General features: G+C 45.3%; 21 protein-coding genes and 1 pseudogene. 6 read left to right on the plus strand and 16 right to left on the minus strand.

Going from position 1 to position 21,125, the window contains the following annotated elements:
• The first annotated feature begins 15 nt into the window (after positions 1-15).
• From VTAP4600_RS01725 to VTAP4600_RS01735, 3 genes are all read left to right on the plus strand, one after another.
• The gene (locus VTAP4600_RS01725; RefSeq protein WP_172443048.1) at positions 16-1,629 is read left to right on the plus strand and encodes a L,D-transpeptidase family protein; all 1,614 of its coding nucleotides are present in this window, start codon (positions 16-18) and stop codon (positions 1,627-1,629) included.
• 132 nt (positions 1,630-1,761) lie between these two features.
• A complete protein-coding gene (locus tag VTAP4600_RS01730; RefSeq protein ID WP_102521224.1) occupies positions 1,762-2,310 on the plus strand; it encodes a peptidoglycan L,D-endopeptidase MepK in 549 nt (182 codons plus the stop codon).
• Between the two features lie 98 nt (positions 2,311-2,408).
• Positions 2,409-3,062: an MBL fold metallo-hydrolase gene (locus VTAP4600_RS01735; protein ID WP_102521225.1), complete on the plus strand. Its 654-nt coding sequence runs from the start codon at positions 2,409-2,411 to the stop codon at positions 3,060-3,062.
• Positions 3,063-3,138: 76 nt separating this feature from the next.
• On the opposite strand, the gene VTAP4600_RS01740 is transcribed toward VTAP4600_RS01735, so the two are convergent.
• Positions 3,139-3,825 carry a DUF2982 domain-containing protein gene (locus VTAP4600_RS01740; RefSeq protein WP_102521226.1) on the minus strand — a complete coding sequence of 229 codons (687 nt, stop codon included), beginning with the start codon at positions 3,823-3,825 and terminating at the stop codon, positions 3,139-3,141.
• A gap of 230 nt (positions 3,826-4,055) precedes the next feature.
• Here VTAP4600_RS01740 and VTAP4600_RS01745 point away from each other — a divergent pair, with 230 nt between their 5' ends.
• The gene (locus VTAP4600_RS01745) at positions 4,056-4,445 is read left to right on the plus strand and encodes a MarR family transcriptional regulator (protein ID WP_102521227.1); all 390 of its coding nucleotides are present in this window, start codon (positions 4,056-4,058) and stop codon (positions 4,443-4,445) included.
• 77 nt (positions 4,446-4,522) lie between these two features.
• Here VTAP4600_RS01745 and VTAP4600_RS01750 read toward each other — a convergent pair.
• From VTAP4600_RS01750 to VTAP4600_RS01820, 15 genes and pseudogenes are all read right to left on the minus strand, one after another.
• A pseudogene (locus VTAP4600_RS01750) lies at positions 4,523-5,149 on the minus strand (CDP-alcohol phosphatidyltransferase family protein).
• Entirely contained in the window at positions 5,139-5,804 is a 666-nt protein-coding gene (locus VTAP4600_RS01755; RefSeq protein ID WP_102521228.1) for an ATP-binding cassette domain-containing protein, read from the minus strand. The pseudogene VTAP4600_RS01750 and the gene VTAP4600_RS01755 overlap by 11 nt, the downstream one beginning before the upstream one ends.
• Entirely contained in the window at positions 5,770-7,485 is a 1,716-nt protein-coding gene (locus VTAP4600_RS01760; RefSeq protein ID WP_102521229.1) for an ABC transporter permease, read from the minus strand. Before VTAP4600_RS01760 ends, VTAP4600_RS01755 begins: the two co-directional genes overlap by 35 nt.
• 9 nt (positions 7,486-7,494) lie before the next feature.
• Entirely contained in the window at positions 7,495-8,637 is a 1,143-nt protein-coding gene (locus VTAP4600_RS01765) for an ABC transporter substrate-binding protein (protein ID WP_102521230.1), read from the minus strand.
• A gap of 212 nt (positions 8,638-8,849) precedes the next feature.
• Positions 8,850-9,248: a GspS/AspS pilotin family protein gene (locus VTAP4600_RS01770; RefSeq protein WP_102521231.1), complete on the minus strand. Its 399-nt coding sequence runs from the start codon at positions 9,246-9,248 to the stop codon at positions 8,850-8,852.
• Positions 9,249-9,253: 5 nt separating this feature from the next.
• Complete coding sequence (locus VTAP4600_RS01775) at positions 9,254-9,550, minus strand: YciI family protein (protein ID WP_102521232.1); 297 nt, start codon at positions 9,548-9,550, stop codon at positions 9,254-9,256.
• A gap of 106 nt (positions 9,551-9,656) precedes the next feature.
• Entirely contained in the window at positions 9,657-10,052 is a 396-nt protein-coding gene (gene yciA, locus VTAP4600_RS01780; RefSeq protein WP_102521233.1) for an acyl-CoA thioester hydrolase YciA, read from the minus strand.
• A 57-nt stretch (positions 10,053-10,109) separates the two neighbouring features.
• A complete protein-coding gene (locus tag VTAP4600_RS01785) occupies positions 10,110-10,676 on the minus strand; it encodes a septation protein A (protein WP_102521234.1) in 567 nt (188 codons plus the stop codon).
• Positions 10,677-10,903: 227 nt separating this feature from the next.
• A complete protein-coding gene (locus tag VTAP4600_RS01790; RefSeq protein WP_102521235.1) occupies positions 10,904-12,160 on the minus strand; it encodes a dicarboxylate/amino acid:cation symporter in 1,257 nt (418 codons plus the stop codon).
• A gap of 322 nt (positions 12,161-12,482) precedes the next feature.
• A complete protein-coding gene (gene trpA, locus VTAP4600_RS01795) occupies positions 12,483-13,289 on the minus strand; it encodes a tryptophan synthase subunit alpha (protein WP_102521236.1) in 807 nt (268 codons plus the stop codon).
• Positions 13,289-14,479: a tryptophan synthase subunit beta gene (gene trpB, locus VTAP4600_RS01800; protein WP_102521237.1), complete on the minus strand. Its 1,191-nt coding sequence runs from the start codon at positions 14,477-14,479 to the stop codon at positions 13,289-13,291. The genes trpA and trpB overlap by 1 nt, the downstream gene beginning before the upstream one ends.
• A 17-nt stretch (positions 14,480-14,496) precedes the next feature.
• Positions 14,497-15,894: a bifunctional indole-3-glycerol-phosphate synthase TrpC/phosphoribosylanthranilate isomerase TrpF gene (gene trpCF / locus VTAP4600_RS01805; RefSeq protein ID WP_102523856.1), complete on the minus strand. Its 1,398-nt coding sequence runs from the start codon at positions 15,892-15,894 to the stop codon at positions 14,497-14,499.
• 4 nt (positions 15,895-15,898) lie between these two features.
• On the minus strand, positions 15,899-16,897 hold the full coding sequence (gene trpD / locus VTAP4600_RS01810) for an anthranilate phosphoribosyltransferase (protein ID WP_102521238.1): 999 nt from the start codon (positions 16,895-16,897) through the stop codon (positions 15,899-15,901).
• Positions 16,898-16,916: 19 nt separating this feature from the next.
• Positions 16,917-17,507: an aminodeoxychorismate/anthranilate synthase component II gene (locus tag VTAP4600_RS01815; protein WP_102521239.1), complete on the minus strand. Its 591-nt coding sequence runs from the start codon at positions 17,505-17,507 to the stop codon at positions 16,917-16,919.
• 1 nt (position 17,508) lies between these two features.
• Complete coding sequence (locus VTAP4600_RS01820; protein WP_102521240.1) at positions 17,509-19,077, minus strand: anthranilate synthase component 1; 1,569 nt, start codon at positions 19,075-19,077, stop codon at positions 17,509-17,511.
• A gap of 361 nt (positions 19,078-19,438) precedes the next feature.
• On the opposite strand from VTAP4600_RS01820, the gene rnm reads away from it, so the two are divergent.
• Together rnm and VTAP4600_RS01835 are read left to right on the plus strand one after the other, a co-directional pair.
• The gene (gene rnm, locus VTAP4600_RS01830; RefSeq protein WP_102521242.1) at positions 19,439-20,293 is read left to right on the plus strand and encodes an RNase RNM; all 855 of its coding nucleotides are present in this window, start codon (positions 19,439-19,441) and stop codon (positions 20,291-20,293) included.
• 136 nt (positions 20,294-20,429) lie between these two features.
• The gene (locus tag VTAP4600_RS01835; RefSeq protein WP_102521243.1) at positions 20,430-21,050 is read left to right on the plus strand and encodes an L-threonylcarbamoyladenylate synthase; all 621 of its coding nucleotides are present in this window, start codon (positions 20,430-20,432) and stop codon (positions 21,048-21,050) included.
• Positions 21,051-21,125: the final 75 nt, after the last annotated feature.

The following is a 21,125-nucleotide window of genomic DNA, read 5'->3' on the forward strand; positions in this document are numbered from 1 at the left end:
GCAAGGAGCGGGCAAATGAAAGTAAGACATTTAATTGTTTCGATTTTTCTGCTCTGCTCGTCCTCCGTTTATGCGTGGAGCCAGCACCAATCTCTCGCCTGGGTATCTAGCCATACACCTGCAGGCACCGCATTAGCTCATCATGAGTTATTGGCTCAAATTTATCATGGTAATCAGTATCAACCCATTTGGTATCAATACGATGCGATCAAACAGTTTGAAGCGCAATTGGAACACGCCGCGCTGGCGGACGTCAGCGATGTGTTTTATCACCGACTGTCTGAACTAAAAGAAGCTCGTTATCAAAATCGTTGGCAAGAATATGACATTTTGGCCACCGACACCTTACTTACCTTTATGTCTTATTCACAACTGGCTCAGAAAGAAGGCAAAGGTTGGTTCTTTGGTGGGCGTGTACCTGCACATTTGCCAATGCCCGAAGAAGGCAGTACCGAGGCGTTGCTTTTTGCGGTAGAAAATGACGGCCTACAAGCCTACCTAGAACAATACGAGCCTAATACGGCCGCTTTTAAAAAATACGTGACGACGATCGATAAACTGAAACCGTACGTCGATTTCTTTGTCAGTGATTACATGCAGCGAAAACATTTGTTACGCAAAGGAGACAGAATAACTCACAAACCGGAATTAACTTATCGTTTGGATATTCTAGGTTTTGATGTTCAGCACATTGATCAAAGTAATAAAATTTATGATGGCGACTTAGAATTGGTGGTTAAACAGTTCCAACAACGTCATGGCTTGAGTGTGGATGGCGTTATAGGGCCGAAAACTATCTATTGGATTAATCGACCGATGGAAGAGCGATTACGTTTAGTTGCACTTAATGCACAACGGCTACGAATATGGCCAGAACAACGCAGTAATATTGTATTGGTTAATGTCCCGCAGTTTGCGATGACTTATTGGAAAGAAGGGCAGAAAGCGTTTGAATCCGATGTGATTGTTGGTCGACCATCACGCAAGACGCCACTCATCAATACCAAAATGGACTCGGTGATTCTGAATCCTAGATGGAACGTCCCACGAAAAATCATGGTCAAGGACATTTTACCTAAAGCAATCCATAGTCAGGAATATCTAGAAAGCCACAATTATGAAATTGTAAAAAGTTGGCACAATAGAGAAGTCATCAACCCTGATGAAATTGACTGGACTGAGGTCAACCCTAGCTCGTTTCCATATCGAATTCGTCAACTGTCAGGGCCAAGAAATGCGTTAGGGCAATACAAATTTAACACGCCCAACAAAAATGCTATTTTCTTGCACGATACCCCGGCAAAATCTTTGTTTTCTAAAGACAGACGAGCGTTTAGCTCGGGTTGTATTCGCATAGAAGAGGCGGCGTCATTTGCTCAATTATTGGTAGAACAGTCAGCCGTAAAATCTCAGTTCAAACAAATGTCTTTACCCGGTGAAGACACATTAGCAGTAACATTAAAAAGACGCATTCCAGTGCATATCATCTATCAAACGGTTTGGTTTAAGAATGGTGAACTGCAATACAGCGATGATGTTTACCGCTATGACCATTTGAGTAAGAGTTCAAATTTTGACGCAAAACTGACGAAAATCGTGAATCTAGATAAAGTTCTTTCTGCTCAATAACTAATCAACAAATCGGCTCTATCTGAGCCGATTTCGCCAATTTTTCTGGTTTGACCATGGTAAATTTTCTCGGTAGGGTCTCGATCTTGCATTAATTAGCATGTCGATTCGTAACCAAAGTTGAATGAACCAATGTCGTATTCAGATTTAAACCGTAGAAAATTTATACAGCTTGCGAGTGCAGGATTTGTAACCACCACGCTAATGCCGACTCAAGCGTTAGCGAGCTTAGCTTCTAAACCTCGTAACATCGTTTTTAATAATCTTCATACTGGAGAGAAAATAGAAACCTGTTATTTCGATGGCTCTACTTATGTAACAGAAGAGCTTGACCGCATTAACCACATTTGTCGTGATTTCCGCAGAAACGAATCTCATCCAATGGATAAGTTGTTGCTAGACAAGATCAGTGCAATTCAATCAGCGCTCGGAACGAACGCAGAAGTGCAGATCATTTCTGGTTATCGTTCGCCGGCAACTAATGAGATGCTGAGAGGAAAATCTTCCGGTGTGGCAAAGAAAAGCCACCATATGTTAGGCAAAGCCATCGACTTTCGTTTAGAAGGCGTGGCGTTAGCTGACGTGCGTAAAGCCGCTATTTCACTTAAAGCTGGTGGAGTAGGTTATTATCCGGGAAGTAACTTTATTCACATTGATACGGGCGCAACGCGATCTTGGTAATACGCTCTGCCTCGAAAAGTGTTCCAGACTCAGCTTGTCAAATTCAAGGTGAAATGTCATAGTTCTGGGCAATAACCCTTTTCAAAAGAGTAAGTAGAATGAGCCTTAAATACCAAGTCGTGCCTGTCACTTCTTTTTCTCAAAATTGTTCCATTGTTTGGTGCGACGAAACAATGGAAGCTGTAGTGGTCGATCCAGGTGGCGATGTTAAGCACCTAGTTACTATCATTCAAGAATTGGGTGTTAAGGTCGTTAAAATTCTATTAACTCATGGCCATTTAGACCACGTTGGTGGCACCGAAGATTTAGCTCGTGAAATGGTGACCCCAATTATAGGCCCACATAAAGACGACAACTTTTGGTTGCAAGGCCTTGAAGGCCAAAGTCAGATGTTCGGGTTTCCACTCACTGAGGCGTTTGAACCGGATCAGTGGTTAAATGAAGGTGACATCGTAACGTTTGGCAAGGAATCGATGGATGTCTTGCATACTCCAGGTCACACTCCAGGTCATGTGGTGTTTTACAGTGCATCGGCGAAGTTAGCGTTTGTTGGTGATGTTTTATTTAACGGTAGTATTGGTCGTACTGACTTCCCTAAAGGGGATTTGAATACACTGATGGAATCGATCAAAGGCAAGCTTTGGCCGCTTGGTAACGAAACGACATTTGTACCGGGTCATGGGCCTGAATCCACATTTGGAAAAGAGCGTGTCTCTAACCCATATGTGGCAGACGAAATGCCAATCTACTAGTCTGTTTAAAATATAATGAAGCGCCTTAATGGCGCTTTTTTTATGCTCAGAACTTTGTACATTAAGTATTTGAACCTCAGAGCCTCGGTTTATCCGCAGAAACAGAAGGCGAGGCGGCAAGGTAGCGCCTAGTGAGGCCAACGAATTCTTCGATAGGGCGATCAAGATCTGATTCGGAGATAAAGAGATCGTATCCCCAGTACTGTCTTTGATACCGCATACGATTTGCCATCATCGCCGCTAAGCCTCGAAACTGTTCGCCAGAAGATGAGATGTGAGGGTCACCATTAAGTACCATGTCCTCAAATTTGGATAACTCACCTTTTTGCTTTGCACCGAGGTAGAGCAAAGCTCGTTGCTCCAGTAAGATCTGCGTGGTAATGCGTGGGCAAATACTGTTGATGTATGGAGAATAGTCTTTCAGGCGTATCCCAATCCATGGCATGGGCTCACACCAGCCATCTTTTTGGTAATGGCACAGTGAGATTTCACTGATATTACTCCAAGTTACCACCCAACCACCTTTAAATAAGTGCTGTTGAAAGTGTGTATCCGTCATGGTGAAACGAACTCGCGCTTGCTCAATGAGGAAGTAGGCCACCCCAAGCAGGGTGACAATGCCACACCAAATCAGCAGTGCTAGGGCAGGCGTTGGCATGACGACAAATAGTAAAAGACCCAATAAAACAGCAGCAACCCCGACCTTTTTATTAATAGGCGAGCCAAAATCGAATGATATGTTGCTCAGGTGTTGTGTTGGCATCTAGGTTTTCCTTCCCCTCTTTAGTACTGAACAATAAACAGGAATACCGTATCCATGACCCCCGGTTTATTTTACTGATGGTTGTATAAATAATAGTCGAACAGTGCGTATTTCCCCATTTTTCGCCGGAATTTCGGCTCTAGACTACAAATTTGCCTTCATTTTTGTTATAAATCGCGCTTCAAAATTTTCACCACTGCGCCGAATGCAGTGAAATGGAGAAATACTCGATGAGACTAGCACATAAGCGTAAGGTGCAGATGAAACTGCAGAAGCACATTAAAGCGGCTGTAGCAAACGTAACAGCACCTAAAGCAACCAAACCTGCGGCAGACAAGATTGTTGTAGAGAAGGCGGTTGCTGCGACACCAGCGGCGAAAAAAGTCGTTGCTGCAGCTACAAAAGCTGATGTAGCTCTAACTCCAAAGCAACAACAAGTATTGGATATTGTTGTTAGCAATGCTGAAGGTATTAATCCTAAAGGCATCGGCCTTGTTGCTGGCCAAGAAGATGCAAAAGCAGCTTCATGGGCAACAGGCGCACTTAAAAAGCTGCTAGAAGAAAACCTAGTAGTTAAAGAACAGCTAGCGGGTAACAAGGTTATCTACAAAGCGATTTAATTTGCTTTCGCTGTTTAAGAATAAGAAAAAGCCCAGTCATTTCGCGATGACTGGGCTTTTTCTTTATACAGTTCGGATCACTCTTTCCTGTTTTCGATGTCATGTAATGTGTGAAAACCAGACCAAATACGCGTCAGGGTTGTTATCCAGCATAATGATCCAAATACATAGGCGATAATAGCAAAGTGGCTTGGTAACAAGCACATCACAATAAAACAGGCGATGGTTTCTGTTCCTTCAGTAATGCCACTCATGTAGTACAACGATTTGTTTTTATAAACGGGGTTTTCGATACGGTGTTTGCTTGCCATGATGGCAAACGCAAAGTATCAAGTGTCTGTGCCGATAAATGAAAAAATCAAAAATGCACCGGCAATCGCATTACTGCTCGGATCGGCAAGTACAAATCCAAAAGGGATCAATGAATAAAAAAGAAAATCCAAGCTGATGTCGAGAAACCCACCTGAATCTGATATGCCATGCCTGCGGGCCAATGCGCCGTCAAGGCCATCCGCGACTCGGTTTAACACCACAAACAACAATGCCAGCGAGTATTGCTGCCAAATTAACGCAGGAAAGGCGCAACAGCCGAGTATAAACCCTTTAACCGTTGTTTGGTTCGCTGTGGCCCCCATTTTGTCGAGTACGGCTGCACCTAAGTTTAACGGCGAGCGAATAACTTTAATTGAAAATCTATCTAACATGATGGGTCACCTTTTGAACTTGGTTCCAAGGCCAAACTAGACACTTGTCTTGATCCGGTACATCGGATTGGTCGTGAGTCACCATCACTGTTGGGATATTCGCTTCACTAAGTTGTTCGAATATCCAATCTCTAAATTGCGTTCTAAGAGATTGGTCCAATTTGCTAAACGGTTCGTCAAGTAAGGCTAATTTGGGTTTGGCTAGCAGCATTCGAATTAAGCTAACACGTGCACGTTGACCGCCAGATATCTGATTGGGTAGTGAATTGGCAAGAGATTCTAGCCCTAACTTTTCAAGAGCATGTAAAGCCTGAGTCTGGCGTTGTTGCCCCTTGACGGAATTAGGCAAAGCAAACGCGAGGTTTTCCCATACATTGAGATGGGGGAACAGTAAATCCTCTTGAAACAGAATGCCTACTTTGCGCTTGTGCGGTGCTAGGTTCGAGATATCCGTGCCTGCAAGTGTAATTCCCCCAGAAAACGAAAACTCGCGCCCTAGGTGGCCGGCAAGGGCATTTAACAAGGTTGATTTACCACAACCACTCGGGCCCATGAGGCTAAGCACTTCGCCGTTACTCACCGTAAAACTCAGTGGTTGGAATAACTGGCTTTGTTGGCGATCATAAATGGTGAGATTTTCTACTGCGAGCGTCATGTCTAACCGCTGTCCTTACTGGTTTAATTTGTCCTATTTTTCGACGTTGATGTTGTTTTAATAAATATGCAAAGAAGAAAAATACAAAGGGTAATAGTGCTTGCCAAAGGGCATAAATCGCTGTTACGCGTCGGTCGTATCCACTTGAGAGAGCAACAGCTTCCGTTGTAATGGTGGATATTCTGCCAGCCCCTAATACCAGCGTTGGTAAGTATTGCGCGAGACTAACACTCACTCCAATGGCCCAAGCATAGATGATGGCTGGAAAAACAATAGGGGCTTTAACTTGCAGCCAAGTTCTAAGTGGTGATTTACCAAGACTTAGAGCGGATAACGTATAGCGCTCGTCATAGCTGCGCCATGGCCCATCAAGGGATAGGAATACGTATGGAAAGGCAAAGAAAACGTGCGCCCAACAGACCCAGAGATAATAGTAGTCAGCGCCAATTAACAAGCTTGCGACCTGAATGCCAAACAGCAATGATATTTGCGGAATCAATAAGGGGATCGCAATCATGAAGCTCGGTACATGGCTTTTGTGTTTTAAACGGTATTCATGAGTAATTATGGCTAAAAGCAAGGCTATGGTCGCCGAGACTGTCGCAATGGCGACGCTGTTACTGATCGTTGGGAGCACGCTGCTCCATTCGGTTTGCCAGAAGCGCTCACTCCACCGAGAAGGCAGTAAATCTGGGAACTTCCATCGTTGAGCAAAGCTCCAAATGAGTAGAATAGGGAAGCAGATCAAAGCCGTAATGCTCAATGTAGCGAACATTGATTTACCGGGTAGTGCAATGCCATACCGTCCTGAGAATTGCCATTGGCGGCACTGCTTGACAAGAAGCCACTCTAGGGTGCGAGCAAAGGCGATCATGGCCGAACATAGAGCGAATAAAATGGCTGCGCCTGCGCCTGCTCGCGGAAGTAACGTTAAGTTTGGTTCGTTAAACCATTGCCAAACTAGCACAGCAAAAGTGGGAGGATTGGTTGGCCCTACTACTAAAGCGACATCGACGACCGACGCGCTGAAAGCCAACACCGCAAAAAGTGGAAATCGCATCTTGCTTAGCCATTGAGGTAGTATGCATTTCCACCATAACTGGTTGTCGTTGTAGCCGAGGCTGTGCGCCATTTGCGTGGTTTGCTTGATTCTGAGTTGCGCCAGAACAGGCATGCTCATTAATAAGAAAAAAGTGATTTCCTTGAGCGCCAATACCGCAATGAGCCCAACACCAGATTGATGTTGAATTAGAGGAACATTCCAGTTGCCGTCAACGTGAATGGAGAACAAGGCCAGCCCAGACTCAAGCGCTCTTACCATGATACCGGTAGGTGAGAAAAGAAAAGCAAACCCGATAGCAAAAGCAACATGAGGTAAGGCCATGAGCGGGGCTAAACTGTTTTCAATTTTCTGCCACGCTTTGGTTTGCCAACAGCTTTGTAATATCGCAAACGTAGCGAAGAGGGCAAGATAGGAGCTAATTAATGTCGTCGAAACGGTGAGCCAGATAGAGTGGCCGATACCGCTCCAATCGAACGCCGCACTAAAGCCAACTAAACTCGGCTTAGAGAGCCCAAGTGGGGGAATGTAGGCAAATGCAGAGGCAAACATACCTACCATCCCAGGGATGGTAGGTGCGATGCAAATAATCAGTACTGCCAAATACAACAGGCGTAACATAAGAATATTCTAGTTTCCGTAGCGCTTAAGCCACTCTTTTTCAAGAGCGGTTTGCCAGCTTGGGTGAGGTTCCGCTACTGATTTAAACAACTTGGTATTTTTTGCACTACCGGTAAGGTATTCACTCTTAAGCACGGAAGGATCACCCCAGATGCTTAAATCACCTTTACGGGATTGAGCTTCCGGGCTTAACAAGAAGTTAATGGCCACTTGTGCGCCTTCTTTTGCGGTTGCGTTTGAAGGAATTGCCAAGAAATGAATGTTAGATAGTGCGCCACCTTCCATTGCATAGCTCTTAGTGCTGGCCGCAAGCGTGCCGTCAGCTTGTGCTGAGAACACTTCGTTGGGATTAAAAGTGATCGCTAAATCAATTTGGCCGTCGTCGAGTAACTGAATAGACTGAGAACCGTTGGCAGGAAATTGTGTGCCTTGATTCCACATCGTTGGATGCAAGGTATCCAAGTAGCGCCATAATGGTTGAGTAATGATAGCAAAGCTTTCTTCGTTTACTGGCTTCATTAAACTGGCATCGTTATTGGTCAGTTCAATGAGAAGCGCTTTGAGTAAGCTGGTGCCATGAAAAGCAGGTGGTTTAGGGTAACTAATACGCCCTGGAAATGCTCGACTGTAATTGAGCAGTTCTACAAAACTCTTAGGTGGATTACTTAGCTTTTTCTCATCATGAATGAACACCAGTTGCCCTACACCCCACGGGGCTTCTAAGCCCAATGTTGGCTCAGAAAAGTCGCTATCTACTGGGAGTTCAGTGTTGACGTATTTCCAGTTAGGGAGGTCTTGTGTAAATGGGCCGAAAAGTAGCTTGTTGTTCTTCATCGATTTGAAGTTTTCACCGTTAATCCAGACCATATCTACACTGCCGTTGCTGTGTTTCCCTGCGGTCTTTTCAGCAAGTAAGCGAGCGCTGGTTTCAGCAATGTCGGTCACTTTTACATGAACAAATTCAATACCATAATTTCGCTTTAAGTTTTCCCCTGTCCAGCGTAGGTAATTGTTGATTTGCTGGCTACCGCCCCAAGCGTGAAAATAGACGGTTTGGCCACGAGCTTTCATTTCAATATCTTGCCATTCTTGTGCAAGAGCACTGGAAACGGTGAAAAGGGAAGTTAACGCAAATAAGATGAGCTTTTTCATGATTGTCCTTATCTAAGGTTTAGCTGCGAGATGTCGATTATTTTTAGCTATTGAATGACAAGACCGCGTTCCATGCCTATTCCTTTCAAGTATGAACCAGAAATTAGAAATATTCTGGTTTAGCGGAATAAAAAGGAATAAATTTAATGAGATAGGATGATAACAAAAATGCGCCGTTGAAGGCGCATTTATATCGAAGGCAACAGGCTAGATTATGCTTTGCACGTATCCATGGTCACCATTTGGTCGATCAATAGTTGTCCACGAGGGTTACGGAGCATCAGTCTATATTTTACGCCAATTTCCATGTTGTTTTTTACGTCTTTACTGGAGCAGTAGTAATCGGCTGCGTACGACATCAATTGTTGCGGGGTTTGTGATGCATCGTCGGCATTGAAGATCATAAATATTTCTACTACGCCTTGTTTGGCGCTTGCCCTCATTATATTGAGGGGCCCGTATTCAATGGGCAGACCAGCACTGAGTATGCTTGCTCTTTGTTCCGCAACTAGGTTGATGGTTTTTTGTTTATCGTTGTTAGACGCACAACCAGAGACCAGAAGTACAGCCATTAAAGATAACAAAATGGACGATAAAAAAGACTTAGGCATTGTTATCAAAAGACCTTTTTAAATGGTTTTACAATTACGTTGGCATAGACGCCCGCAGCAATGTATGGGTCGCTGTCTGCCCATGCTTGCGCGTCTTGTATTGAATTGAATTGTGCGATAACCGTTGAACCCGTAAAGCCGGCTTCGCCAGGATTATCTGAATCAATAGCAGGCATTGGACCTGCGGTAAGGAGACGACCTTCATCTTGCAGTTGCTGCAAGCGGGCGAGGTGCTTTTCGCGAACGCTCAAACGTTTTTCTAGTGAATTCTCGACGTCTTGAGAAAAAATAACGTACCACATGATTTTGACTTCCTATTCAAGTAATTATTTAGCCAAGATACTAGACCTTGCAGGCAAAAAAAAGCACCTCGTCGAGATGCTAACCGTATTTAGACAATTAATGTGTTTATGGTTCGATAACGCGAGGGCGACCTTCGTTATCTATCGCCACGTAATGGAACGTAGCATCACACACTTGGAAGCGATCACCAACGCCATCTTCTTTTACTGGTTTCACCCAAACGTCAATGTCGATGGACATAGAAGTGCGGCCAATTTTACTGCATGCACCGTAGCAGCAAACTACATCGCCGACCTTTACTGGCTTTTTAAAGGTGATGCTTGAAACCGAAACGGTAACGATACGGCCACCTGAAATTTCTTTTGCAAGAATGCCACCAGCCAAGTCAAGTTGAGACATGATCCAACCACCGAAGATGTCGCCATTTGCATTGGTGTCTGCAGGCATAGCAAGAGTACGGAGTAGAAGTTGGCCGTGTGGAGCGTCGTGTGTCTTTGTCATGAGTTATCCATTGTGCGCCCTGAGAACAGAGACAAGGCGCTTATATATTGGTAGTAATTAATCTTTGTTTTCTGGTTGATTGTCTTGCTGACCGTCTTCGTCTTTGGGCATGTATTTGTAGACATAAATTCCGGTTAACAAAGTGAAACCAAAAGTCGCGGCAAGCAAACCAAATACCTTAAAGTTTACCCATACATCCAGCGGTAGGCTGAAGGCGACGTAAACATTAAGCGCTGCGCAGAAGGTAAAAAAGACAATCCACGCTGCATTGATTTTTGCCCACACAGAGTCAGGTAAGGTGATCTCTTTTGCCAGCATGCCTTTAATAACCGGTTTGCCCATAAGTTGAGTGATTAACAAGCCTAGTGCGAACACCATGTATACAATCGTCACTTTCCACTTAATGAAGTTTTCATCGTGTAAGAATATGGTCATCCCGCCAAATACCGCCACCATTACAAAGGTAATGAGCTGCATCTTTTCGACTTTTTTATAAAGGAAATAAGTCACAGCAATTTGAATCGCAGTCGCGATGATCAAAGCACCTGTACCTACATAGATGTCGTACATTTTATAGAGCGCGAAGAAGATAATCAGTGGGATAAAATCAATCAGTTGCTTCATTGGGTACGTATTTCCATTAAATAAATTCGGTCTCAGTCTACCCAAAATAGCGACAATGAAAAATACACTTTACGTAATTAGGCATAAAATAGTCAGCAACTGACGGATAATCAGCCGAAATAGGGTGTGATTTCTGATGAGACAAAAAAGACTACCCATAATTGGATAGTCTTTTCGTTAATGACTCGCAGGTTTAACAAGGATTAGCAGGTTCGAAAACTTGGCGATTAAGCCTGCTGCTTCTCCAGCTCAACTTGTTGCTCTTCTTTAGCAATGGCATCAACGATAACGGCACAAGCGGCATCACCTGTGATGTTTAGCGCAGTACGGATCATGTCAAAGATACGGTCTAATGCGAACAACAAAGGAAGACCTTCGATTGGGATGCCAGCGGCAAGCAATACAGCGACCACTAAGAAGCTAGGTCCAGGAACGCCAGCTTGACCAACAGCACCAAGCGTTGAAGTCACGATGATTGCAGCGTATGCACCCATCGACAAGTCAATACCGAAGAGCTGAGAGAAGAAAATGGCAACTAAACCATAGTAAATGGCATTACCCGACATGTTGATGGTCGCACCAAGTGGAAGCACAAATGAAGCGGTCGAGTTTTTAACACCTAATTCGCGTTCTACTGTGTCCATAGTAACAGGCAGCGTGGCCATTGAAGATGCAGTAGAAAGCGCAACGGCTTGCGGTTTCTTCATTGCAACTAAGAATTTTTTAGCCGACGTCTTGGTAAAGATCTGAACCATAAGTGGGTAGACGATAAAGCCAAAGATCAGAATGGCAGCAACGTAGACAAGGAATAATTTGAACACGACCATCAGTGCGCCGAAACCAAACGTACCAACCGCTTCTGCCATTAAACCAAACACGCCGATTGGTGCGATGATCATAACCTTGTTGATCATCCAAACCATGCTATCAACGATGCAGTTCACACCATTGATGATTGGGTCGCGTTTCTCTTTTGCTTGCTTAGATAAAGCAATACCAAAGAATAAACAGAAAACTAGGATTTGCAGGATGTTCGCTTCGTTCAGTGACTGGAAAACGTTAGTTGGGATCATACCTGTGATGGTAGCCCAGAAAGTAGGGAGTTCACCTTTTGCTGCGTATTCAGACGAGAACATACCTTCTACACCTGAAACATCAATGCCTAAACCTGGTTCAAACACTTCGCCCATTACCAGCGCGAGCGTAACGGCCATTGCAGAAGTCAACGCGAAGTAACCGAGAGTGACAATACCCACTTTACCGGCGTTAGTGCTGTTACCTAAGCCCGCAGCGCCTGAAATAAGGGCGACGGCAACCAAAGGAATAACCAGCATCTTAATCAAGGCGATAAAGATCGTACCTAGCGGGGCGAACATGGTGGCTGAATCGCCCATCATGGCACCAACGATTGTACCTACAATCATAGCGACAACGACTTGAAAGCCGATGTTGCTCATTAAACTCTTATTATTTAACACTTCCATAACCTCTGTGCTGCATATTGTGAATTTGTTAGAGATAAATATTAATAACCATTTTCCTAATGGATAAATATCTCGCAACACTTTCTACACTTTAACCGAGTTGTTATCAATGGAGGCGAAACGTTTAACGCGATATATCAGGAAAAAACATGCGATACGGTGATGAAATAGCCATTTTTTAACACTGGTCAGACTTTATGTAAGCTATGTGTAAAGTTTCAGGGGAGCAAAAAAAAGAAGGGTAGATGTTAAAGCATAAGCGCACGCTATAGGTGGTTAGCGTGCGCATAGTGTTACAGGTGTGTAACGTATCGTATGGTGACTATAGTTGAGTTGCTGCTTTCATTGATGTGACAAATTGCGCTAAATCAGCCAGCATTTTGTCCGAATCATCAAGGTTCGATTCGATGATCTTTACCACCGCTGAACCCGAAATAGCGCCCGCTGCACCTGCTGTGATGGCTTGCTTAACTTGTTCCGGTGAGGATATACCAAAACCAAGTAAGGCTGGTGGAGCGTCAAATTGGTTCAATCTGGCTAACATGCTATCAACAGGCATATTGGCTTTTGTTTCTGTTCCTGTCACACCAGCACGTGAAAGCAGGTATGTATAACCACCACCTAATGAAGCCACGTCTTTTAGGGTTTCATCTGATGCTGTCGGTGGGGCGATGAAAATTGGGTGTACACCGTACTTCTCGGCCGCAGCGACAAATTCCGCACTTTCACCTGTTGGAACATCAGCAATCAACACAGAGTCAATTCCAGCTTCGCTGCAGCGTTGATAGAAAGTTTCAATCCCAGCTGAATAGACCAGGTTTGCATACATCAACAAACCGATAGGTAAGTCGGGATGCTCTGCACGAATTTGTGCAATCAGATCGAAACAAATCGGTGGTGTTGCTTTAGAGTCCAATGCGCGGATGTTTGCACTTTGAATGGTTGGGCCGTCTGCTGATGGGTCTGAAAACGGAATACCCAGCTCCAGTGCGTCAGCGCCAGATTCAACCAACGTCTTCATGATGCGTAATGATTGCTCTGGGCTTGGATCGCCAACGGTGACAAATGGGACAAAAGCGCCTTGTTTTTTCTCTGCTAGGCGAGCAAATAGGGCTTGATAGCGATCCATTATAGCGCTCCTTTTTGTTCTAAAATGTCATGCACAGTGAAGATGTCTTTGTCGCCACGGCCTGAAAGATTCACAACCAGCAGTTGTTCTTTTTCTGGTTCGTCGTGCGCCATTTTTAATGCATAAGCAAGTGCGTGTGAAGACTCTAGGGCAGGGATAATACCTTCGTTACGCGCTAGAGATTGAAAGGCTTCTAATGCTTCGTCATCGGTAATCGATACATACTCTGCACGGCCGGTAGCACTCAAGTGAGCATGCTGTGGGCCTACAGATGGGAAATCAAGACCAGCGGAAACCGAATAAGATTCCTCAACCTGACCATGTTCATCTTGCATCAGTGGTGCTTTCATCCCAAAGAAGATGCCCGTTTTACCGTGCTTGAGTGGTGCGCCATGCTGATCGGTATCAATACCAAGACCTGCCGGTTCTACGCCGATTAAGCCGACATCGGTTTCTTCAATAAAATCAGCAAACATACCAATGGCGTTAGAACCGCCACCGACACAGGCAATCACAGAATCCGGAAGGCGACCTTCGCGGGCTAAGATTTGGTTCTTAGTTTCTTCACCGATCATACGCTGGAACTCACGAACAATGGTTGGGAAAGGGTGAGGGCCTGCCGCCGTACCTAGTAGGTAATGCGCGGTTTCGTAGCTTGCAGACCAGTCACGTAGCGCTTCGTTACACGCATCTTTGAGTGTCGAGCTACCAGAATGAACAGGGATAACTTCAGCGCCCATCAACTTCATACGAAATACGTTCGGGCTTTGGCGTTCTACATCTTTAGCGCCCATATAGACACGGCACTTTAATCCAAGTAGCGCACAAGCGAGCGCAGTCGCAACGCCATGTTGGCCGGCACCGGTTTCTGCGATGATTTCGTTTTTACCCATGCGTTTCGCAAGCAGAGCTTGGCCTAACACTTGGTTGGTTTTGTGTGCGCCGCCATGCAGCAAGTCTTCACGTTTGAGGTACAGTTTGGTCTTGGTCCCTTTCGTTAAGTTACGCGTCAGTGTCAGTGCCGTTGGGCGACCAGCGTATTCTTGCAACAAGCCCATGAATTCGGCTTGAAAGTCATCGTCTTGTTGTGCGTCGATGAAGGCTTGTTCTAGCTGATCTAATGCAGGAACAAGGATTTGTGGTACGTACTGACCACCGTATTCACCAAAGTAGGCATCTAATTTAGCCATGAGACTTCCTTTTAAATTTAGTAATGACGAATCGCAGCAAAGGCGTCGTTTAATTTTTGAGTATCTTTTTTACCCGGCGCGCTTTCAACACCAGAGTTCAAATCAAGTCCAATACAACCAAGCTGAGCGGCTTGTTGTACGTTGTCTGGTGATAGGCCACCAGCAAGCATTATTTGGCGTTCTTGGCCTAACAGTTGCCAGTCAAAAACCTCGCCTGTACCACCGGACTGAGTGCCAATTTTTGCATCAAGTAAGTGGCGAGCAACTGGGGCATCGAGCAAGGTTGGCATTGAATCAACGACGCCATAGGCTTTCCATATTTGGGTTGCACTATCTAGTGCATTCGTTAACGCATCAACGTAGCTTTGGTCTTCATCGCCATGAAGCTGAACAGCGAACAGCCCCAATTCATTCGCGGTACGAGCAACAACATCAACCGGCTGGTTCTGGAACACACCGACGTAATGCAGGGGTGCGCCACTCATGGTTAAACGAGCCGCTTCGATATCAACACAGCGCTTGGACGCTTCAACAAAGATCAAACCACCATAAACGGCGCCTGCTTGATACGCTTTGGCTGCGTCTTCCGAGTGGGTTAGGCCACAGACTTTGTTTTCACCTAGCAGTACTTTTCGTGCCGCTAGTTCAATGTTGTCTTCCGACATCAGAGAGCTACCAATTAAAAAGCCATTCGCATGGTTAGCAAGATCCCGTACTTGCTGATGGTTATAAATGCCCGACTCGGAAATCACAATGGTTCCTTTTGGCAATTTGGGTGCAAGCTCTTTAGTTCGATTCAGGTCGATGGTTAAATCGCGTAAGTTGCGATTATTGATACCAACGACTTTCGCTTTCAGTTCAATAGCTCGCTCTAACTCTTCATCGTTGCTGACTTCGGTTAACACACCCAAATTCAGAGAGTGCGCAATGTCGGCCAATTCGCGGTATTCGTTATCGTCGAGCACAGACAACATCAGCAAGATGGCATCGGCTTGATAATGGCGAGCAAGGTACACTTGATAAGCGTCAACCATGAAGTCTTTACAAAGAATGGGTTGCTTAGCAATGGCACGAACTTGTGGTAGGAAATCTACGCTGCCTTGAAAGTACTTTTCTTCAGTTAAAACCGAGATAGCGCTAGCATGGCGGTTGTATACCGACGCGATGTAATCCAAATCAAAGTCATCACGAATCAAGCCTTTCGACGGAGAGGCTTTCTTGCATTCAAGAATGAAAGCGGTTTTATCTTGGCTTAGCGCCTCGTAAAAACTGCGATCAGACGGCTCTAGTTCTGCTTGAAAAGACAAAAGAGGCTGAGACACTTTGCGAGCCTCTACCCATTCGCGTTTATCGTTGACGATTTTCGCTAGCACTTGCGCCATATCGCGGTTTTCTTTAGTGATATTTTCCGACATCGTATTAGCCTCGTGCTGCCAGTTGTTCAACAAGGGTAAATGCCTTGCCAGAGTTCATTGCGTCTATCGCTTGTTTTGCGTTGGCTTTAAGGTCGTTATGGCCAAACAGTTTCATCAAGAGGGCGACGTTAACTGCAACGGCTGATAATTGTGCTTCTGTGCCCTTACCGGTCAGAATGTCGGTGACAATAGCGCGGTTTTCCGCAGGCTCCCCGCCTTTAATTGCTTCAAGAGGGTGCTGATTCACGCCAAAATCTTGTGGCGTTAAAGTGTATTCTGTAATTTTACCATCTTGGATTTCAGCCACCAGCGTTTCACCGTGAATAGCCACTTCATCTAGCCCACTTCCATGTACTACGGCCGCACGTTGCATGCCCATTTCGAGCATGGTTTCTGCAATAGGACGCACCAAGGCGGCGTCATAAACACCCATCAATTCTATGTTAGGACGAGCCGGGTTAATTAGTGGTCCAAGAATGTTGAAAATCGTTCGAGTTTTCATGGCTTGACGTACAGGCATTGCGTGTCGAACACCACCGTGATACTGAGGCGCAAACATAAAGGCGACACCTAACTCGTCAACCGCTTTGCGTGTATCTTCTGCGCTCATGGCGAGGTTAATGCCAAATGAATCCAGTAAATCCGAGGACCCTGACTTACTTGAAACGCCACGGTTGCCATGTTTCGCGACTTTTAGGCCACATGCAGCGGCAACGAAAGCGGCGGTAGTAGAGATATTAAAGGTGTTTGAACCGTCACCGCCTGTGCCAACAATGTCGGCAAAATCGTAATCTGGGCGAGGGAATGGGCTTGCGTTATCCAGCAGTGCGGATGCCGCCCCTGCGATTTCTTGTGGAGTTTCGCCCTTGATTTTAAGCGCCGTTAATACGGCTGCCAATTGGATAGGGTCCATTTCACCTTTGATGATGGCATCAAAAAGTTGTTGGCTCTCTTCACGGCTTAATGATTTTTGGTCGTACAGTTTATTGATGACTTCTTGCATAATCTTATCCTAATTCCTTTTAAGCCTGTGCTGGAGTAAGAGCCCAGTCGATGGTGTTCGCCAGTAGCGTAGCGCCATAAGTCGTCATGATGGATTCGGGGTGAAACTGGAATCCACACACTCTATCTTGTTCTTGTGCAACCGACATAACCAAGCCATCTACTTCTGCTGTCACCGTTAGCGCTGGTGACACCTCGTGAGCGACCAATGAATGATAGCGAGCGATGGCCAAGGGTGAAGGTAAGCCTTGATATACTTTATGGTTGTCGTGTTCCATCATTGATACCTTACCGTGGATGATTTCACCCGCACCACCGACTACGCCGCCGTAGGCCTCAACGATAGCTTGATGGCCCAGACAAATACCAATCATTGGCACTTTGCCTTTTAAGCGTTGAATCAATTCTGGCATGCAGCCTGCGTCGGCGGGAGCGCCAGGGCCTGGGGATAAGATAACCACAGGTTGAGCCAATTTTTCAACGGCTGTTTCAATCACTTCGGCAGAAATGTTGTTTCGGTAAATGGTCACTTCGTGACCTAGCGAGCGGAATTGATCCACGAGGTTATAAGTAAAAGAGTCGAAGTTATCGACAAATACAAGATCAGCCATCTTAAGACTCCTTATGCGCGAGTTGAATTGCATTGATAACCGCTGCGGCTTTGCCACGCGTTTCGTCGGCTTCAGATTGTGGGTCAGAGTCGTAAACAACGCCCGCGCCGGCTTGAACTTGGGCGACGCCATTTTCAACATAGGCCGAGCGAATAACGATACAGGTATCAAGATCGCCTTCACCAGTAAAGTAACCTACCGCGCCACCGTAGCTGCCTCGGCGAGCTTGCTCAACATCGCGGATTAACTGCATGGCACGAATTTTAGGCGCACCGGTAAGCGTGCCCATGTTCATACAAGCTTGATATGCGTGTAGTGCGTCTAGGTCGCCGCGAAGTTGGCCAACAACGCGAGATACCAAGTGCATCACATGGCTGTAGCGGTCTACTTTAAGTAAATCGGCAACGTGGCGAGAGCCTGCTTGAGCAATTCGAGCCACATCGTTACGCGCCAAATCCACCAGCATCATGTGCTCTGCGTTTTCCTTGGTGTCAGTGCGCAGCTCTAATTCAATGCGGCTGTCTAAATCAAAGTTAATTGACCCATCGGTATTCTTACCGCGGCGACGTGTGCCTGCTATTGGGTAGATTTCAATTTGATTGGTATTGGTTTCGTATTTCAGTGCGCTTTCTGGTGAGGCGCCAAATAAGGTGAACAGCTCATCATGCATGTAAAACATGTATGGGCTCGGGTTACTCAGCTTTAGTGCTTTATAAGCAGACAGTGGTGAAGGGCACGGCAGAGTAAAACGACGCGATGGCACAACTTGGAATACATCGCCTTTAACAACGTATTGTTTTAAGTCGATAACCGTTTGGCAGAAGTCTTCGTCAGAAATACTGGCAACAGGGTCTAGATCGGTAACTTGTATGGCATCTTTTAATGGCGCCGGATCGTGGCTGTGCGTTTTGATTTCTTCTAAACGAGTCAGCAGGGTTTGCTTAATGTCATCATCGCCATCGAATTGTGATGCTTGTACATCGCAAGTGGCGTTTTGATGATCAACAACCATCAGCGTCTCAGCGACATAGAATACGTAGTCTGGGCATTGGTTGGTTTGAGCGGCATCGCCTAATGGCTCGAAGTTGGCAACTAAGTCGTAGGCAAATAGACCACCCATGAAAATAGCGTGCTTATCTTTGTTGGTTAAATCAAAGCTGTGCTGCACTAAACGCAGAGCATCAAATGAAGAGGCTTCACGTAAACGGCTGTCTTCATCCATATCATTACGAGGCTGCTCGAAATGTAGGGTAAGGGTATTTTGGTCGCTGCTTAGTTTAATTCCCTGAGAGACATTGGATTCTAGACGTGCAAGCAGGTTGCGACCGTTTTCTGTTTTCGCTTCGAATTCGACATCATGGCCTCGGCAAACAATGCGTACGGCAGCATCGATAAGTAACCAGCTACTTAAATCCTCTTTTGAGTCTATTTCAGCAGACTCCAAAAGTAGGCTGTTGGTTTTGTTACCACACAGTACCTGAAATAGACGTGTTGGATCTTTTGCGTAAGGTACGCTTTGGTGATAAACGTTCACCAGACCTTGCTCAGCAATTGTTATGGCCTTATTCACAAGACATCCTTTTTATCATTCTTAATTCTTTCCTGCCGTACATACTCGCATATTCCCAACGACGACCCAATCAGTGCAAACGTTTATTTGCTGGTTTCTTACGCAGTTGAATGTGAGGCAGTCGACAAAACAAAAAAGCCCGCTTACAAAGCGGGCTTTTTGAGTGAGATTCTATAAATTAACTCGACACCAAAGCCCGCCACGAAATTGACCAGATACGCCACCACGAAAGCACAGTAGAGACCACTGAAACTTTGTCGTTATGCTGTTGGCGAAAATCGGGTAACATGATTGACCTATTGTTGGTGTTTGTATTTGCGTACTAGTTAACTAGTGCGGAAGGAAAAAGTCAAGCGATATTATGAGAATTGATTTACATAGTCACACAACGGCGTCTGACGGACGTTTCACTCCTACTCACTTAATTGATCGTGCACTCGATTTTGATTTAGAAGTGTTAGCGATCACCGACCATGACACAACAGATGGCTTGGCCGAAGCTCATGCTTACATTAAAGAAAACGACTTGCCAATTCAGTTGATCGATGGCATTGAAATTTCCACCTTGTGGCAAAATAAAGACATTCATATTGTCGGGCTGAATATTGATATAAATTGCCCTGCATTGCTTGAGCTGATTGAACAACAAAAACAGCGTCGCACTGAACGTTCAGTGCTCATGGCTCAGCGTTTGGAAAAAGTAACCCGTGAGGGCGTGCTTGAAGAAGTGCGAGCCATCGCAGGGGACGCATCGGTAACGCGAGCGCATTTCGCTAAGTGGCTAGTAGATAATGGCTATGCGAAGAACATGCAGCAGGTATTTAAGAAATACCTAACCCGAAACAATCCAGGCTACGTTCCTCCGTTTTGGTGCTCCATGTCCGAAGCCGTCGATGCCATTCATCAAGCTGGTGGGCGTGCTGTTTTGGCTCATCCTGGTCGTTATGGCCTAACGGCCAAGTGGGTTAAACGATTGTTGACCTCATTCAGTGAAGCGGGAGGCGATGCAATGGAAGTTGCCCAACCTCAACAAGCGCAACAAGAAAGACGCACTCTTGCTGATTATGCTATACAATACAAACTATTAGCTTCTCAAGGTTCTGATTTTCATTACCCATCACCTTGGATGGAACTGGGCAGAAACTTATGGCTGCCGTCAGGTGTTGAGCCTGTATGGCAAGATTGGGGTTTAACTCCAATAGAGACAGGTAATTGATTTCTATTGTTTTTATATAAAACAATCTATTACAAAGATCACTTACTTATCTAGATTGCTGTCGCCCTTGATTACATTGCTCTGAATTCCTAGGCTTTACAAAGCATGCGTAGGCGTTCGACTGTGAGGATTTATAATGAGTCAATTTTTTTACGTACACCCTGATAACCCGCAAGCACGTTTGATTAACCAAGCCGTTGCGATTATTCGTAATGGTGGTGTCGTGGTGTATCCAACCGATTCTGGTTATGCTCTGGGTTGCCAGCTAGAAAACAAACAAGCATTGGAACGAATTTGTCGAATCCGTAAGCTCGATGACAAGCACAACTTCACATTGCTATGCCGTGATTTATCTGAGCTATCTCTTTATGCTCGAGTGGATAACAGCGCCTTCCGTTTATTGAAAAATAACACACCGGGCGCGTACACCTTTATTTTTAAAGGCACTAAAGAAGTCCCTCGTCGCTTAATGAACGCGAAGAGAAAAACCATTGGTATTCGTGTTCCAGATAACGTCATTGCGTTGGAGTTGCTTGAAGCCTTGGGCGAGCCGTTAATGTCGACCACATTAATACTACCGGGTAACGATTACGCAGAGTCAGATCCGGAAGACATTCGTGATAAACTTGAACACTCTGTGGACGCAATTTTGAATGGCGGATACCTAGGCGAGCAGCCAACAACCGTCATTGATTTTAGCGACGATGAGATTGTCATTGCGCGTTCTGGCGCGGGTGATCCAACGCCGTTCGAATAGTCGATAAAATAGCTGACCAACGAGACGTTTTCTGCGATAATACGCGGCTGCCATATTGGGCACCCCTAATTTTTT

This window comes from Vibrio tapetis subsp. tapetis, assembly GCF_900233005.1.
In the GTDB taxonomy this organism is placed as follows: Bacteria; Pseudomonadota; Gammaproteobacteria; order Enterobacterales; family Vibrionaceae; genus Vibrio; species Vibrio tapetis.